This window comes from Chryseobacterium taeanense (assembly GCF_900099685.1).
GTDB classification, from domain to species: domain Bacteria; phylum Bacteroidota; class Bacteroidia; order Flavobacteriales; family Weeksellaceae; genus Chryseobacterium; species Chryseobacterium taeanense.
On record NZ_FNDW01000001.1, the window covers coordinates 112090 to 128754 of the forward strand.

Genomic DNA, 16665 nt, shown 5'->3' on the forward strand with positions numbered 1-16665 from the left:
TTACTACAATTCCTGCAACCTCTCCAAAGCCTTCATCATATCAATTCCTTTCCCTAAAACAGGCTTAAACAAGTCACCTTTCTCTTTGATCCTGTCCAAAGCATTATGAATATTAAAATCTGTTGGTTTTAAGCCTTTTTTCAGTTCTTTCCACTCCAAAGGCATGGAAACGGAAGCTCCTTGTTTTGGGCGCAAGCTGTAAGCACTCGCCAATGTTTGTCCCGTTCTGTTCTGAAGATAATCAAGGTAAATTTTATTGTTGTCCCTTTTCTGAAGACTTCTTTCCAGCGTGGTAATTTTCGGAAGTTTGTCATGAACTTGCTTCATCAGAATGTGTGCAAAATCTTTCACCTGGTCAAAATCGTATTTTCCGCCCATAGGAACGTAGATGTGGATCCCCGTACTGCCTGAAGTTTTACAATACCCTTCTACTTTAATGGATTCTAAAACCTCATGCACCTGAATAGCGGTTTCGATCACATCATCAAAAGTATTTTTTTTGGATGGATCCAGATCCAATACCAGAAAATCAGGATGGTCGAGATCGGGTAGGGAAGAGTTCCATGGATTCATGTCGATGCATCCTAAATTATTAAGATAGGCAAGCGTAGCTTTGTCATTACAGTAAATATAATCGATATACTTATCGTTCGATTCCGAATATACCTGGGTTGTTTTTACCCAGTCCGGGATGTTATCGCTGGCATCTTTTTGATAAAAATTCTGTTCTTCAATACCATTCGGAAAACGATTTAATGAAAGCGGACGGTTTTTTAAATGAGGTAAAATATAGTTAGCTACCGACTGGTAATATTCAATCACATCACCTTTGGTGATATCATCCTGAGGAAAATAGATTTTATCCTGATTGGTCAGTTTTACCTTATGCCTGTTCAGCGTTATTTCTTTGTCATTTTCAGAAATTTTTGCTTTTTTAGTAGCTTTCATGTATTTTGTATTTTGGTTGATTTGATCTATTTCACCGGCAGAGTTCTTTACTTCCTCCGGCTCTTTATCTTCACGGATGGCTACAAAAACCGGATGTCTGAAGATACCGTCCTTAGTGATTTCAGAATATTTTATTTCGCACACCAGTTCAGGTTTTGTCCATGTTACGGGCATATTAGTTTTAGGTTTAGTCTCAAAAGGTGAACTTTTTACCATTATTTTCTTCAATCTTTCATGAATTTCTTTAATTGATTCACGGTTAAATCCCGTTCCTGTATGTCCGCAATAGATAAGTTTTCCGTCAATGTATTTTCCCAGAATCAGTGCGCCGAAACCTTCTCTTGATCCGCGAGGTTCTGTAAATCCACAGATGATCGCTTCTTCAGTATTGGTGAATTTTATTTTAAGCCAGTCGGAAGTTCTGTGATTTTCGGTGTATTGACTGTCCGCTTTTTTAGCGATCATGCCTTCCAGCTTCATTTTTTTCATCTGCTTAAAGAAATCGATACCTTTTTCGGGAATATGGTCACAGTATTTTATGACATCTGTTTCAATTAAAGCTTCCTTCAAAAGTTCCTTGCGCTGAATCAACGATAGTTCCTCCGTAGAATGACCGTTCAGCCAAAGAAGATCAAAAACCTGATAGACAAGAGCAAGATCAGGATTATCACCAATCTGTTGTAGCAGCTGAAAATTAGGTCTGCCATTTTCATCGTAAGCTACGATCTCGCCATCTAGAATCATTTTGCGTTCCTGAAGGTTGAAGTCCTTCGCCACTTTCTCAAATTTGGATAAAAAAGAAATCCCATTTCGGGAATAGAATAGAGGTTCTTCTCTAAGATCAGCAACAGCGCGATAGCCGTCCCATTTTATTTCAAAAATCCAGTCCTCATCATCAAAGGCCTCATCATGAGGTTTTGCCAGCATAGGCTTGATGAAGTGTTCTAATTTTTTTTCATCAACCAAATCATTAAATCGTTTGAACTGTGGTTTTATATCGTCATTCGCTACTTTTTTGCGCTGACTTTTGAGCTTTTTTTTTCCTCTAAAAATTTCGTTACCAAAGAATTCTTTGCCGTATTTTCTTCAGCGTCATAGTTGCTCTCTGCAAAATTATCTTTATGCTTAATCAGCAGCCATGCATTATCTTCCGTGTTTTTCATTTTTACTAAAGCAAATTCGCCCTTTAACTTTTTTCCGTGAAGGATAAATTTCAACGACCCTGCATGAAGTTCTTTAAACAGTTCTTTCTCATCAGAAAGCTTTGAGTTCTGATCTAAAGGTTCGTACGTTCCGCTGTCCCATATTTCTACCTGTCCGGCACCATAATTCCCTTCCGGAATATTCCCTTCAAAATCTTTATAATCATAAGGATGATCTTCCACCATCATCGCCAGACGTTTATCTTTCGGATCTAATGACGGACCTTTCGGAACGGCCCAACTCTTCAGCACCCCATCCATCTCAAGCCTGAAATCATAATGCAGCCGTGAAGCAGCATGACGTTGAATAACAAAAATCAGCTTGTCTTTGCTCTTTTTGGTTTTTCCTTCCGGTTCAGTAGTTTCGTTGAACTTTCTCTTTTCGTTGTAATCTTTTAAAGCCATTATGATGCATTTTTAGATTTGGAACTTTGTAAACTGGCCTTCAGCTGCGCCATAAGGTCGATCACTTTACCTTCTTTAGCCGGTTCAGCTTTTTTAGTTTTAATAGTTTTTCCTTTCGCTTTCTTTTTAATAATTTTCATCAAAGATTCAGAATAAGTGTCTTTGTACATTTCAGGATCAAATTCCTGGGAAAGCTGCTCAATGAAGTTGACTGCCATTTTAAGTTCGGCGGGCTTTGGGGCTTTTTTAGCAGGAATCTTCAAATCGCCGTAATCCCTTATTTCTTGGGCAAATCTCAGCCGGTTCAGTACTAGAATTTCATCATTATAAGGTCGGATCATTCCGATTGCCTCACTTTCACGGAGTACAAATGTGCCTACGCCTACCATCTCTGTTTTCGCTAATGCTTTCAGGAGAAGTCGGTACGCATTATCGCCGTTCTTCTGAGGCTCCAAATAATAAGGGTTTTCAAAGTAAACGGAATCAACTTCAGATTCCTTTACAAACTGGTCAATAGAAAGTATTTTAGATTTTTCCGGACTTGCTGCCTCATAATCTTCTTCATCAAGAACAATGTATTTATCATCCATGAGATAACCTTTCACAATATTTTCCCATTTTACTTCCTTCCCGGTGTTTTCGTTTACCCTTTTAAAGCGGATATTCGAGAGATCTGATCTATCCAGCATATCCAGATCCAGTTTACTGGTTTCTGTTGCCGAATAAATCTTGATGGGAATATTTACTAAGCCAAAGCCAATAGCGCCGTTCCAGATTGCTTTCATTGTAATTTGATTTATAATAAAAAGTACAATGATTGTGCCGTGTGAAATAGATTTTCGAGAGGTGCTCTCGTCAGGCGACGAAGACACCTTGTGACACCCGAAGCAATCTCCTTATCACGCCCGATGTAAGGGGCTTTCGTCGGGCGACGAAAGTGTCTTTCGGAAAACGTAAACCTTTATGCCTTGAGTCGGCCGTTTTTTAAATCCATATAACTTTACTTCATTTTTTTTATTTTTATTACCTTTGTTACTTCTTTCAGGAAAGTGTCACTTTCTGTAAATACACATCATTTCGGTTTTCATTTTATCATCCAGAATATACCGGATTTCTATTAATTCAATTTAAAACTAAATATTTTTATGAAAGAATTTAATTTGACTAATGTACAGGACAATTGGGAAAACTTTATTTCTTCAGCCGTCACAATGGCTCCACGATTGATTACAGCACTTGTATCTGCTATTCTTATATTTATTGCAGGGCGATGGCTCATCGGAATTGCGAAAAAACTCATCGCGAAGGCTTTCATAAAAAAGGATGTCGAAATTTCTTTACAAAAATTTATGCTCAATGTGATTACATGGGCACTGAATATCTTATTGTTCATCATTGTTGTTACTCAGCTTGGAGTACAGACCTCAGCTTTTGTGGCCATGATCGGAGCCGCAGGTCTGGCAATTGGTTTGGCATTGCAGGGATCACTTGCTAATTTTGCGGGTGGAATTTTAATATTGTTGTTAAAACCATTCAAAGTAGGGGATTATATTGAAGTAAAATCCGGAGAATCGGGCACGGTTCAGGAAATCGACATTTTTCATACTCGATTAATTACGCCTCAAAACCAAATGGTTGTAATTCCGAATGGAGATGTTTCTAATAATAGTATCACCAATTACACGCATTTAGGAACTCGCCGTACCTGGTTCAATATCGGGGTTTCTTATGATACAGATCTGAAACAGGCTAAAGATATTCTTCTTGATGTGATTAAAAATAATCAGTATGCTTTTGATGATCCTGCGCCACAGGTTGTGGTGACAGAATTGGGAGACAGTGCGGTAAATCTTTCTGTAAGGGCAACAACTTCCCTGGATAATTTCTGGACAATGAACGAGGAATTAATTATCAATTGCAAAAAAGCACTCGATGATGCCGGAATTGAGATCCCTTTTCCACAGAGAGATTTGCATGTTTATCAGCGTTCTTAGGATTTGAATTGGAATAAATAACTTTTTAATTATACTTAAAAATCAATAAGTTAAATTTCTTTAAACTTTGATTTATCTTCAAGGTACGTGATAGTTTTATTAAGAGTAATTTCATCAATGTTGTCTTTGTCTAAAATAAAATTCATTAAATCTGAAGCTGTAATATATAAGTATTGATCGTCTAAGATACAGTATGTAACTTCTTGCCAGATAAATTTATATTCAGATTCATAGTTTTTGAAAGAGAAATGAAAAGGTGTGAATTCCCAAATTACATCTTTTGAATTTATTTTAAGATTTGAAATTTTTCTTTCTAATTTTTCGGAAAAAACTTTTTTATATTGTTTGTATTGAGATAAATAATTAAAATAGGAGGAAATTGTAGCCAAAGAAAAGCCGATAAAAAAGGCTGCGAAGATATAGTTTTTTAAAAGCATGGCAATAACTCCGGCCATCATAAATGTTATTCCCCAATAAAGATTTTTAGTGTTTTTCTTCAGATTGTTTTTCCAAAGCCGTTTAAATTCAGACTGATTTATTTTTCTCAAAATTTCTTCTGAACATTGGGTATTGTATGTTAAAATTTCTTCGTTCATGTTTGGTTATAATTAAAAAAAGCGGAGAAATTTTCTCCGCTTCTAATTTATGCTTTTAAATTTAATTGTAATTCCAATTCATCCAGCTGTTCATCAGCAATCGAAGATGGCGCATCAATCATTACATCTCGCCCGGAATTATTTTTCGGGAATGCGATATAGTCTCTGATTACTTCATTTCCGTCCAAAATAGCTACCAAACGGTCAAACCCGAACGCCAATCCACCATGAGGGGGTGCTCCGTATTTGAATGCATTCATTAAGAAACCAAACTGAGCTTCCGCTTCTTCTTTTGAGAATCCTAAAAGATCAAACATTTTAGACTGTAGATCTTTATCGAAAATTCTGATGGAACCTCCACCGATTTCGTTTCCATTCAGTACCATATCGTAGGCATTGGCTCTCGCTCTCCCCGGATCTGTTTCCAATAAGTGAATATCTTCAGGCTTTGGAGACGTGAAAGGGTGGTGCATCGCATGGTAGCGGCCACTTTCTTCATCAAACTCCAATAAAGGAAAGTCTACCACCCAAAGTGGAGCGAATTCATTTCCTTTTCTTAATCCCAAACGGTTTCCAAGTTCCATTCTCAAAGCGGAAAGCTGGGTTCTTACTTTATTTTCATTTCCGGAAAGAATCAACATTAAGTCTCCTTCTTTAGCTCCGAATTTTTCGATGATGTTGGTTAAATCTTCTTCACTATAAAACTTGTTAACCGAAGAAGTTTTCACTCCATCATTCTGGAATTTAACCCACACCATTCCTGAAGCGCCGATTTGTGGTCTTTTTACCCAATCAACAAGCTCATCGATTTGCTTTCTGGTGTAATCTGCACATCCTTCTACATTAATTCCGACAACCAGTTCTGCTTCATCAAATATTTTGAAATCTTTTCCTTTTACCAAATCATTCAGTTCCACGAATTCCATCCCGAAACGGATATCCGGTTTATCGTTTCCGTATTTCTGCATGGCATCTGCAAACGTCATTCTCGGGAAATCTCCGAATTCCTGACCGGTGATATCTTTCAATAAAGTTTTTGTCATTCCTTCAAAAACATTCATCACATCTTCCTGCTCTACGAAAGCCATTTCACAATCAATCTGTGTGAATTCCGGCTGTCTGTCGGCTCTTAAATCCTCATCACGGAAACATTTTACAATCTGGAAATATTTGTCCATTCCACCTACCATCAATAGCTGTTTGAAAGTCTGTGGAGATTGTGGTAACGCATAAAACTGTCCCGGATTCATTCTGCTTGGCACAACAAAGTCTCTTGCTCCTTCCGGAGTAGATTTAATTAAAACCGGAGTTTCAATCTCGATAAATCCATTGTCTGAAAGATAATTTCTTACTTTTTGCGCCATTTTGTGACGGAAAATCAGTTTGTCTTTTACCGGGCTTCTTCTGATATCAAGATAACGGTATTTCATTCTCAATTCTTCACCACCGTCCGTTTCATCTTCAATCGTGAAAGGCGGAAGCTGGGATTCATTAAGAACGGCAAGTTTTTCAACCAAAATTTCAATTTCTCCTGTTGGAATATTAGGGTTTTTACTTACTCTTTCAATCACTTTTCCGGTTACCTGAATCACGAATTCTCGACCCAGTTTTTTAGCGTTTTCCATCAGTTCTGCGGTAGAACGCTCCTGGTCGAAAACCAATTGGGTAATTCCGTAACGATCCCGAAGATCTATCCAAATCATAAATCCTTTATCACGGATGGTTTGTACCCATCCTGAAAGTGTAACTTCTTCATTAAGATTTTTGAGAGATAATTCTCCGTTGGTGTGCGATCGAAACATTGTTTTTAGATGTTAGATATTAGACTTTAGAAATTAGACTTTTATACGTCTGATTTTTCGTTGGCAAAGATAAGGTTTTTAGAGGTTTTTAAAACAAAAAAACTCCCTTTCGGAAGTTTTTGAGTAAAATCTGAAGTAATTAATAAGTGTTTAACAATTAGAATTCACCATTGAGTAGGATTTTTTATAATAATTTTAACAGCTGAATCTTTGATTTTAAAAGAGTATTCTCTAATTTCGTGCTACAACTAAATTATATTACTATGGGAAAAGGAGACAAAAAATCCAGAAGAGGAAAGATTAACAATGGAAGCTATGGTAAGAGAAGACCAAGAAAATCTTCTAAATCAGTTGCTGCTTCAGAAGAGAAATCAAAAAGCTAAAAATAGGCTGTCCAAACTTTTCGGACAGCCTATTTTTTTTGATATTAGCTAAAGTTTTTTAATCTCTTCTTCAGTGTAGCCTTTGCTTTTTAATAGCTTTATGTATTCTAAGGCGCTGTAGGTCATCCAGTTTACCGGTTCGGGTGCTTTTTTCTTTTCAATGGTGAATTCCAGAATCCCGGAATTGTTATTCATCCATGGAAGCATATAGTAATTTAACCCGCCTTTATAACTTTTAAAGTCATGAAACTCTTTCCCTTTATTTGTATTATAAGCAATCTTAAAGGCTGCAAAATATAATGCGGGAATCAGTAAGCATATCCAGGAAATCTTTATCACGAAAGGCTTTTTAATGCTGAACATTCCATAGCCGATAGACAAAGCAAAAATAATGTTGAAGGGAATGAAAAACACATAATTGTCCGAAACAGCATAAAAAGTTGCAAACCCATATACAAATAATGAAGCAGCAAAGAATACAAAGAACATTTTGCGGTCGGATTTATATAAAGCAATAATTCCAACGATACCGAAGGCAGTAAATAGATTGAAATTATAAAGCAAATACACCACAGATTTTATCAAATCCTGAGCATATTGTATGGCAGACTTTTTAAATGAATCCTGAACCCAGGTTCCCTGATCGGAGCTGTAAGGCGAATTAAAAGATAATCCCTGAGATACATTTAAAATGAATAAAGAAATAAATAACACTGTAAATACCAGCAAGGAAGAATACATATATTTTTTCTCTGCTCTGAAATAAAAGATGAAAAGCAGAAAACCAGGAATGAGCATAATGTTTTGTATATGAATCCATAAGCTGATTCCTAAACAAAAGCTCCCCCAAACAATATATTGTTTTTTACCTTCTGTGAATGATTTTATAATGCAATAAAAAAACAGGCTTGTCCATAAAGAATTATAAGTGTAAACTTCCACTATTTCAGCGTTTCTCCAAAAAGAAAAACTAAAACCAAATACAAAAGCTGAGGTTATTGAGATCCATTCTGTTTTTGTGATGGTTTTTACACTGGCATAAATTACAGAAACGGTTGCAGCAGCAGATCCAATGACTAAAAGCCGGCTTGCTTCTATTGCGCTGATATTAAATAAATTTTTCAGGAGTATGGCTGTATTTATATACAGAAAGTGGGTAGTCGCTGTAGCCGCCGACATAAAATCGCCTTTTTCTACCAGAAAAACAAAACCTACACAATCTGCAAAGGGGATTTTTCTAAAACTTCCGGCATAATAAATGAAGAAAAAAATGAGGGATAAAATAAAAGGATAATAGTTTTTTTTAAGCATTATTAATTCTTTAAAATAGGAACATTAGAGCATGCTTCACCGAACATCAGTGATTTTACAACGGGTTTTAGCTGTTCTACAAGTTCTATGTATGAATTTTCAGGAATCTCTTTGTCGGAGCAGCCTTTTACCAGTACTCTTTTCCCGCGCATTTCGTCAAAATCGTGATTTTTAATAGCATTATGCATCAGGATCACTTCAAGATCTTCTCGGTCTCCATAGACTATTTTTTTTGTAACATCAGTTAGCTTTGCTGTAATTAAAAAATAAGCCCAAAGTGGTACAATAGCATCTGCAGAATTGTAGATATAAACGTAGGCATCACGATATTCTTCTACATCAATGGCAGCTACTTTTTCACGGAAGTCTTTCTCTTTTAAAATCATTTCCATAAATAGGAAATCTTTTAGGTCAATACCTTTTCTAATGCCTTTCGGGACAAGATCGGTAAGATCAAAATTGATGAGACCGCTCTCTGCAACTTTATTTCGGATTTCAAATTCTTCTGACATTTTTTATCATTATCTTTGGACAAATTTACAAATTAAAGATGTTATAAGTTTTAATTTGTTCTCTATTCATGTCATAGAAACCTCCCATAACTTCAGTTGTCGACAAAGAGAAATTTGAAAAGAGGTTGCTTTTGGCCATTAAAAAAATAAAAGATTTCAGCAGAAATGAAATATTATGTCATTGCCGGAGAAGCTTCCGGAGACTTGCACGGGAGTAATTTAATGAAAGCCTTGAAACAGAAAGATCCGAATGCCGACTTCAGGTTTTGGGGTGGCGATCTCATGGCAAAACAGGGCGGAATAATGGTAAAGCATTACCGAGATCTTGCATTCATGGGTTTTCTGGAAGTCGCGATGAATTTGCGCACGATTCTGAATAATATTAAATTTTGTAAAGAAGATATTAAAAATAACAGACCGGATGTTCTTATTCTGGTTGATTATCCAGGATTTAATTTAAGAATTGCAAAATTTGCAAAAGAGTTGGGTATTAAAGTCGTGTATTATATCTCACCGCAACTTTGGGCGTGGAAGGAAGGAAGAGTAGAGATTATTAAAAAATATGTGGATGAAATGATGGTGATTCTTCCTTTTGAAGAAGATTTTTATAAAAAACATGGTGTTCACTCGCATTTTGTAGGACATCCTTTGCTGGATGCAATTTCCACTTTAGAGGAAGTCGATATTGAAGAATTTAAAAAAGAAAATAATTTAAACGAAAAGGAAATTATTGCGTTATTGCCGGGTTCAAGAAAGCAGGAAGTAGAAAAAATGCTTCAGATGATGCTTTCGGTGAGGCCTTATTTTAAGGAATTTCAGTTTGTCATTGCAGGAGCACCAAGCTTGCCAAAAGAGTTTTATGAAACTTATGTTGATGATAATGTACATTTTGTTTCCAATAAAACATACGATTTGCTGAGGTGTTCAAAAGCGGCTTTGGTTACATCCGGAACGGCAACATTGGAAACCGCTTTGCTGAATGTGCCGGAAGTCGTTTGCTATCGGGGAAGTAAAGTTTCCTATGCCATTGCAAAAAGACTGGTTAAAAACATTAAATATATTTCTCTGGTTAATCTCATTATGGATCGTGAAGTTGTAAAAGAGTTGATTCAGAGTGATTTAAATACAAATAATCTTGTAGAAGAATTAAAGAAGATTTTGGAAGGTGAAAAAAGATCTCAGGTTTTGAAAGATTATGAATTATTGAGACAAAAACTTGGCGGGAAAGGAGCCAGTGAAAATGCGGCAGAGGTCATTTTGAAGATTTAAAATTTAAAATAAATTATACCAATCGTAGAAAATTTTTCTGCGATTTTTCTTTTGCAAAAGGAATTTCAATAAGTTTTTTAAATTTTTGAAATGTTTATGAGGGATTTTCCTTTCAATTAAATATTTTTGAAAAAACACAATTGTTGAGCCGACAGCCTATTCTCATACTTGTCATATGTTTTATCCTCGGAATTTTTTTTCAGGATAAATTTTCTTTAGATATACATTATATCCATGCAATAATGGGTATTTGTCTGATTATTTTAATTTTAACATTTCTTAGAAACTACTTTTTTTATAAGGTAAAACCTTACGTTTTATGTTTCATGTTTTTTGGAATTGGCATGGCTCTGCATTTTTATAACTCTTTTAATCAACAAATTTCTATTTCCGGAAGTCATGTCATTGTTTTTAAAATTTCTAAAAAGCTGAATTCTAACGATAAGAATAGGAAATATGAAGCTTCCGCAAAAGTGGGAAAAGAAAATTTCAATACGGTTTTATATATTCCGAGAAGTGAAAAAGAGCTAGATTTTAAGCATTATTATAAAACAAAGGCCTACATATCTGAAGCCAAAAAACCACAATATGATTTCCAGTTCGATTATTCAAAATATCTCAGGCGTAAAAATATTGAATATCAATCTTATGTCAACGACAAAATTTTTTATGCTGAAAGAAAAAATTTAAGTTTTGGCGAAAAAATTTCTCAGAAAAGACTGGAAGTCCTTCAGGATATTGATAAAACCAATATATCATCAAAGTCTAAAGAGTTTTTAAAAGGAATTATTCTTGCAGACCGCACGGAAATTGATGCGCAGACTGTTCAGGATTTTAACAGATCCGGGCTGGTACACTTTCTGGCGATTTCGGGAACGCATATTGTTGTAATTTTCGGATTGTTTTATTTTTCGTTGATTAAGATTTTGCCATTAAAATGTAGAAAATATGCGATTGTTTCAAGTTTGGTTTTAATCTGGTCGTTCACCATTTTTATTGGTTTTGGAAGTTCGGTGGTACGTTCAAGTCTGATGCTGACCATTTACTTTATATATGTTTTACTGCAACGAAAACCTGATATTTTGCACGCTTTGGCTTTATCTGCTTTTATCATTTTAATTTTTGATACACAACAGCTTTTCGACGTCGGATTTCAGTTGAGTTTTCTTGCTGTTTTGGGCATATTCTGGCTAAATCAGCCAATCCTGAGTTATTTTCCCAAACAGGACAATTGGATTAAAAAGTTGGTTTTCAATACGATTTCCATTTCGATTTCTGCGCAACTAGCCACATTGCCGTTGGTTTTATATTATTTTCATCAGTTTTCATTTATTTCAATTGTGGCAAACTTATTTATCGTTCCGTTTTCTGAAATTATTATTGTGTTTTCATTTGTAATGACAGCTTTAATCGCTTTTAACTTAGATGTTGAACTTATCAATATAATATACGATTTTATCATTCAGCTTTTGTTGAAAGTAATTCATTGGTTTGCAGATTTTAATACACTTTTCTTTGAAAAAATTCCTATGAATTTCATAGAAGTTATTATGCTTTATCTTATTTTTTATCGGTTGAAGTTTGTCTTTTTAAAATTTAATATTAAAAATATCACACGTGTGATTATCATGGTTTTGGCATTTTCAGTCATGCGAACGAGTTTTGATTATTATGAAAACAACAGGTCGGAAGTTTTGATCCATAGTTTTTCTAAACATAAATTATTGTCGGTAAAGAAGAATACTTCAGTTTGTTTCTGGATTGATAAAGATTCAGATAAACAGAAGATTATAAATTTTATCATTAATCCTTACTGTGCTTCCAGGAGGCTAAACTATTTTGAAATCAGAACACTTCCTGATTCAGCTCAGAAAGTAGTTTATCATGGCAAAATATTTAAGATGAATTAATTGTTACGCTTTTACGTTTTTCCTTTATTTATAATATTTTAACGCTTATTTAGAAAGATTACAAACTGGCTATATGTGAGATTTCTCACTTTTTGATCTAGTTAACATTTCTTAATTTTGTGGAAAATCAAATTTAAACTTATATGGCAGGTTTAACGAGTTCTACGATAGGTAGAAAATATGCTATGGCATTGTCGGCTATCTTTTTGCTGATATTTCTGGTGATGCACCTTTCTGTAAACCTTTTGTCGGTTTTTGGTGAGGATGCTTACAACAATGCTTCGCAGTTTATGGGGTATAATCCTCTTATTCAATTTGTAATGCAGCCGGTTCTGATAGTTGCTGTGATTTTCCATTTTGTAATGGGATTTGTTTTGGAAATTAAAAACCAAAAAGCACGTCCTGTTAAATACGAGTCTAACAATCCTTCTCACAATTCTACATGGATGTCAAGAAATATGATTATTTCCGGAGCTGTGGTTTTGGCTTTTATTTTTCTTCATATGTATGATTTCTGGTTTCACGAAATGAACTACAAGTACATAGACGGATTGCCAATTGAAGAATCGCGTTTCTGGGGAGATCTGCACGCAAAATTTGCAGATGTCTGGAGAGTAATCCTATATGTTATTTCTTTTATTTTACTGGGGTTGCATTTGGGACACGGTTTTCAGTCTTCATTCCAGTCGATTGGGGCAAGACACCCTAAATATACTCCTGTTATTATGGCATTAGGAAAATGGTATTCCATCCTGATTCCTGCAGGTTTTATTTTTATCGCAATTTATCACTTCGTAACTCAATAATATCAATATACTAATATGAGTAAATTAGATTCAAAAATTCCGGCGGGTCCTCTAAAGGATAAGTGGAAAAATCATAAAGACCATATGAACCTTGTTGCACCAAACAACAGAGACAAGATTGATATTATTGTTGTTGGAACAGGTTTGGCAGGTGGCTCTGCTGCAGCTACTTTAGCAGAGCAGGGATATAATGTAAAGGCATTCTGCTACCAGGATTCTCCGAGAAGAGCGCACTCTATTGCTGCTCAGGGAGGTATCAATGCTGCTAAAAATTACCAGGGAGACGGTGACTCTACTTACAGATTGTTCTACGATACCATCAAAGGTGGTGATTATAGAGCAAGAGAAGCTAATGTTTACAGACTGGCTGAAGTTTCAGCTAATATTATAGATCAATGTGTTGCTCAGGGTGTTCCTTTCGGCCGTGAGTATGGAGGTCAGCTTGATAACCGTTCATTTGGTGGGGTTCAGGTAAAAAGAACGTTCTATGCAAAAGGACAAACTGGTCAGCAGTTGTTATTAGGTGCATATTCTGCAATGAGCCGTCAGATCGGTAAAGGCAGAATCAAAATGTACAACCGTCATGAAATGATGGATCTTGTAATCGTTGACGGAAAAGCAAGAGGAATTATTGCAAGAAACCTTGTAACAGGTGAGATCGAAAGACATTCTGCTCACGCAGTTGTTATCGCTTCCGGAGGTTACGGAAACGTATATTTCCTTTCCACGAATGCTATGGGATCGAATGTTTCCGCAGCATGGAAAATTCACAAAAAAGGAGCGTATTTTGCAAATCCTTGTTATGTACAGATTCACCCGACATGTATTCCGGTTCACGGAACGCAGCAGTCTAAACTGACGTTGATGTCCGAATCGTTAAGAAATTCAGGAAGAATCTGGGTTCCTAAAAAGAAAGAAGATGCAGAAGCCATCAGAGCAGGAAAACTCAGACCTGAAAATATTAAAGAAGAAGACAGAGATTATTATCTTGAAAGAAGATATCCTGCATTCGGTAACCTTGTACCTAGAGACGTTGCTTCGAGAGCGGCTAAAGAAAGATGCGATGCCGGATACGGAATTGAAAATAATGATACTCAGGAGGGTGTTTATCTTGATTTCTCTACAGAGATCATGAAAAAAGGTAGAGAAGCTGCGATCGAAAAACATATTCATAATCCGACAGATCAGCAAATCTATGATTTAGGAAAGAGTTGGGTTGAGGAAAAATACGGTAACTTATTCGTTATGTACGAAAAAATTACTGCTGATGATCCTTACAAAACTCCGATGAAGATTTATCCTGCAGTTCACTATACAATGGGTGGTGTTTGGGTTGATTATAATCTTCAGTCTACGATTCCTGGGTGTTTCGTAATCGGTGAAGCTAACTTCTCTGATCACGGTGCCAACAGATTAGGGGCTTCTGCTTTGATGCAGGGACTTGCTGACGGATATTTTGTACTTCCTTACACCATTGCAAATTATCTTTCTGCAGATATCAGAACAGGAGCAATTCCTACCAATTCATCATCATTTGATGAAGCTGAAAAAGGAATCAAAGAAAAAGTTGATTTCTTCATTAATAATAAAGGAACACATTCTGTAGATTATTTCCACAAGAAATTAGGAAACATTATGTGGAACAAAGTAGGAATGGGAAGAACGCCTGAAGGTTTAAGAGAAGCTATAAAAGAAATCGAAGAAGTAAGAAACGATTTCTGGAAAAACGTAAAGGTTCCCGGAGATAACGACGGCATGAATACTGAGCTTGAAAAAGCATTCAGAGTTGCTGACTTCCTAGAACTTGGGCAATTGATGGCTATCGATGCGCTACATAGAAATGAATCTTGTGGAGGACACTTCCGTGAAGACCACTCAACTCCGGACGGAGAAGCTGAAAGAGACGATATTAATTACAAATATGTTGGAGCTTGGGAATATCAGGGAAGCGATATCAATGCAGAAGTATTGCATAAAGAAGAGCTGATCTATGATAATATTGAAGTGAAAACAAGAAGTTACAAATAACAGATATGGAGAGTTTAAAAAAAGTACTGTTGTTTTTTGTGATTTTCTCCGGACTTTCTACCGTTTTTGCTCAAAAAGTAACAACCCAGTCTATCGATAAACCTTCCGAAGGAAAGTCTCTTGTATATATTTTAAAGACAGGAGCCGGCGCTTTGCTCAATTTCCGGGTTTATGATAAAGATAAATTTCTTGGAGCTATTCCGAGTGGGAAATATTTAGTGTACGAATGTGAACCTGGTGAACATTTGTTTTGGGCTGGTTCAGAGAACAGAGATTATGTTGAAGCCAATTTAGAACCTAATTCAGTATATGTTCTGAATGCCGAAGGACAAATGGGCGTATTCATTGCAAGCGTTAGCCTTAGGCCTTTGAAACCTACGGAATTCAGAGACAAAAAACTTTTTTATCAGGTGGTTAAAAATAATACCAAAACGGTATATCAGCCATCTTCGGATGATAAGGCTGAAAATATTGCAAAAGCAATAGAAAAGTATAATGATCTGAAAAGTAGAAATTCTAATAAAATTGCAGTTTTAAGTTCAGATATGAAATTTGAAAATGCAGACAAACCAACAAAATAATCTCCAACCTATAAATATAATATTATGAGTGCAAAAAAAGGCTTACATCTTACGCTGAAAATTTGGAGACAAAAAAATAATAAATCTAAAGGTCAGTTTGAGACTTATAAAATATCGGATGTTTCTACAGATTCTTCATTCCTAGAAATGTTAGACATCCTTAACGAAAACTTAATCAACGAAGGAAAAGAACCAATCGCTTTCGACCACGACTGTCGTGAAGGAATCTGCGGAATGTGTTCTCTTTACATCAACGGTAGAGCACATGGCCCGGATACGGGAATTACTACCTGTCAGCTTCACATGAGAATGTTCAAAGACGGTGAAACAATCGTTATTGAACCGTGGAGAAGTGCCGCTTTCCCTGTTATTAAAGATTTAATGGTAGACAGAAGCGCATTCGACAGAGTAATGGCTGCTGGTGGTTTCATTTCGGTGAATACTTCTGGAAATACATTGGATGCCAATGCGATTCCGGTTCCTAAAGAAGATGCAGACAAAGCAATGGATGCTGCAGCCTGTATCGGATGTGGAGCTTGTGTAGCTACTTGTAAAAACGGATCTGCAATGCTTTTCGTTGGGGCTAAAGTTTCTCAATATGCACTTTTACCACAAGGTAGAATAGAAGCGAAAAGAAGAGTTCTGAATATGGTGAAAGCAATGGATGAAGAAGGGTTCGGAAACTGTTCAAACACAGGTGCTTGTGAAGTGGAATGTCCGAAAGGAATTTCTCTTGAGAATATTGCCAGAATGAACAGAGAGTATATGGCAGCATTTGTTGACAGAGGATAAAATTTATTTATTATATCATAAAAAATCGTCTCCTTTACGGATGGCGATTTTTTTAGTTAAATCTTTCATAAAAGTAACATTTGCTTGCTTTTAATTTATCTAAAAACCTATTTTTGCGTAATTATA

The 16665-nt window shown here is 35.8% G+C and carries 15 protein-coding genes; 8 read left to right on the forward strand and 7 right to left on the reverse strand.

From position 1 onward, the window contains the following. Window positions 1-3 precede the first annotated feature (3 nt). From ligD to ku, 3 genes are read right to left on the reverse strand one after another with little or no spacing between them, the layout of a single operon-like run. On the reverse strand, window positions 4-1914 hold the full coding sequence (ligD, locus tag BLR30_RS00540) for a DNA ligase D (protein ID WP_228400670.1): 1911 nt from the start codon (window positions 1912-1914) through the stop codon (window positions 4-6). 41 nt (window positions 1915-1955) lie between these two features. Next, window positions 1956-2555 (reverse strand): DNA polymerase ligase N-terminal domain-containing protein, encoded by a 600-nt coding sequence (locus tag BLR30_RS00545; protein ID WP_089853169.1) that lies wholly within the window; start codon window positions 2553-2555, stop codon window positions 1956-1958. After that, on the reverse strand, window positions 2555-3340 hold the full coding sequence (gene ku, locus BLR30_RS00550; protein WP_089853173.1) for a non-homologous end joining protein Ku: 786 nt from the start codon (window positions 3338-3340) through the stop codon (window positions 2555-2557). Before ku ends, BLR30_RS00545 begins: the two co-directional genes overlap by 1 nt. Window positions 3341-3700: 360 nt before the next feature. Between ku and BLR30_RS00555 the strand changes: the two genes are divergently transcribed. Further along, window positions 3701-4549 (forward strand): mechanosensitive ion channel family protein, encoded by an 849-nt coding sequence (locus tag BLR30_RS00555; RefSeq protein ID WP_089853176.1) that lies wholly within the window; start codon window positions 3701-3703, stop codon window positions 4547-4549. 50 nt (window positions 4550-4599) lie between these two features. Here BLR30_RS00555 and BLR30_RS00560 read toward each other — a convergent pair whose 3' ends face one another. Together BLR30_RS00560 and aspS are read right to left on the reverse strand one after the other, a co-directional pair. Beyond that, window positions 4600-5145, reverse strand: coding sequence for a hypothetical protein (locus tag BLR30_RS00560; protein ID WP_089853179.1), 546 nt, complete (start codon window positions 5143-5145; stop codon window positions 4600-4602). A 47-nt stretch (window positions 5146-5192) separates the two neighbouring features. Next, a complete protein-coding gene (gene aspS / locus BLR30_RS00565) occupies window positions 5193-6947 on the reverse strand; it encodes an aspartate--tRNA ligase (RefSeq protein ID WP_089853183.1) in 1755 nt (584 codons plus the stop codon). Between the two features lie 263 nt (window positions 6948-7210). Between aspS and BLR30_RS00570 the strand changes: the two genes are divergently transcribed. Continuing rightward, window positions 7211-7330 carry a 30S ribosomal protein THX gene (locus BLR30_RS00570; RefSeq protein ID WP_083862198.1) on the forward strand — a complete coding sequence of 40 codons (120 nt, stop codon included), beginning with the start codon at window positions 7211-7213 and terminating at the stop codon, window positions 7328-7330. A gap of 48 nt (window positions 7331-7378) precedes the next feature. On the opposite strand, the gene BLR30_RS00575 is transcribed toward BLR30_RS00570, so the two are convergent. After that, a complete protein-coding gene (locus BLR30_RS00575) occupies window positions 7379-8641 on the reverse strand; it encodes a protein O-mannosyl-transferase family (RefSeq protein WP_089853186.1) in 1263 nt (420 codons plus the stop codon). Between the two features lie 2 nt (window positions 8642-8643). Next, the gene (locus BLR30_RS00580; RefSeq protein WP_089853189.1) at window positions 8644-9153 is read right to left on the reverse strand and encodes a DUF2480 family protein; all 510 of its coding nucleotides are present in this window, start codon (window positions 9151-9153) and stop codon (window positions 8644-8646) included. A 165-nt stretch (window positions 9154-9318) separates the two neighbouring features. Here BLR30_RS00580 and lpxB point away from each other — a divergent pair, with 165 nt between their 5' ends. From lpxB to BLR30_RS00610, 6 genes are all read left to right on the forward strand, one after another. Beyond that, a complete protein-coding gene (lpxB, locus tag BLR30_RS00585) occupies window positions 9319-10422 on the forward strand; it encodes a lipid-A-disaccharide synthase (RefSeq protein ID WP_089853192.1) in 1104 nt (367 codons plus the stop codon). A gap of 143 nt (window positions 10423-10565) precedes the next feature. Further along, window positions 10566-12332, forward strand: a complete 1767-nt coding sequence (locus BLR30_RS00590) for a ComEC/Rec2 family competence protein (protein WP_089853195.1) — start codon at window positions 10566-10568, stop codon at window positions 12330-12332. Between the two features lie 143 nt (window positions 12333-12475). Next, the gene (locus BLR30_RS00595) at window positions 12476-13138 is read left to right on the forward strand and encodes a succinate dehydrogenase cytochrome b subunit (protein ID WP_089853199.1); all 663 of its coding nucleotides are present in this window, start codon (window positions 12476-12478) and stop codon (window positions 13136-13138) included. A 15-nt stretch (window positions 13139-13153) separates the two neighbouring features. Then, window positions 13154-15166 (forward strand): fumarate reductase/succinate dehydrogenase flavoprotein subunit, encoded by a 2013-nt coding sequence (locus BLR30_RS00600; RefSeq protein ID WP_089853202.1) that lies wholly within the window; start codon window positions 13154-13156, stop codon window positions 15164-15166. 5 nt (window positions 15167-15171) lie between these two features. Then, the gene (locus BLR30_RS00605) at window positions 15172-15747 is read left to right on the forward strand and encodes a hypothetical protein (protein ID WP_089853205.1); all 576 of its coding nucleotides are present in this window, start codon (window positions 15172-15174) and stop codon (window positions 15745-15747) included. A gap of 24 nt (window positions 15748-15771) precedes the next feature. Next, a complete protein-coding gene (locus BLR30_RS00610; protein WP_089853209.1) occupies window positions 15772-16539 on the forward strand; it encodes a succinate dehydrogenase/fumarate reductase iron-sulfur subunit in 768 nt (255 codons plus the stop codon). Window positions 16540-16665 lie beyond the last annotated feature (126 nt).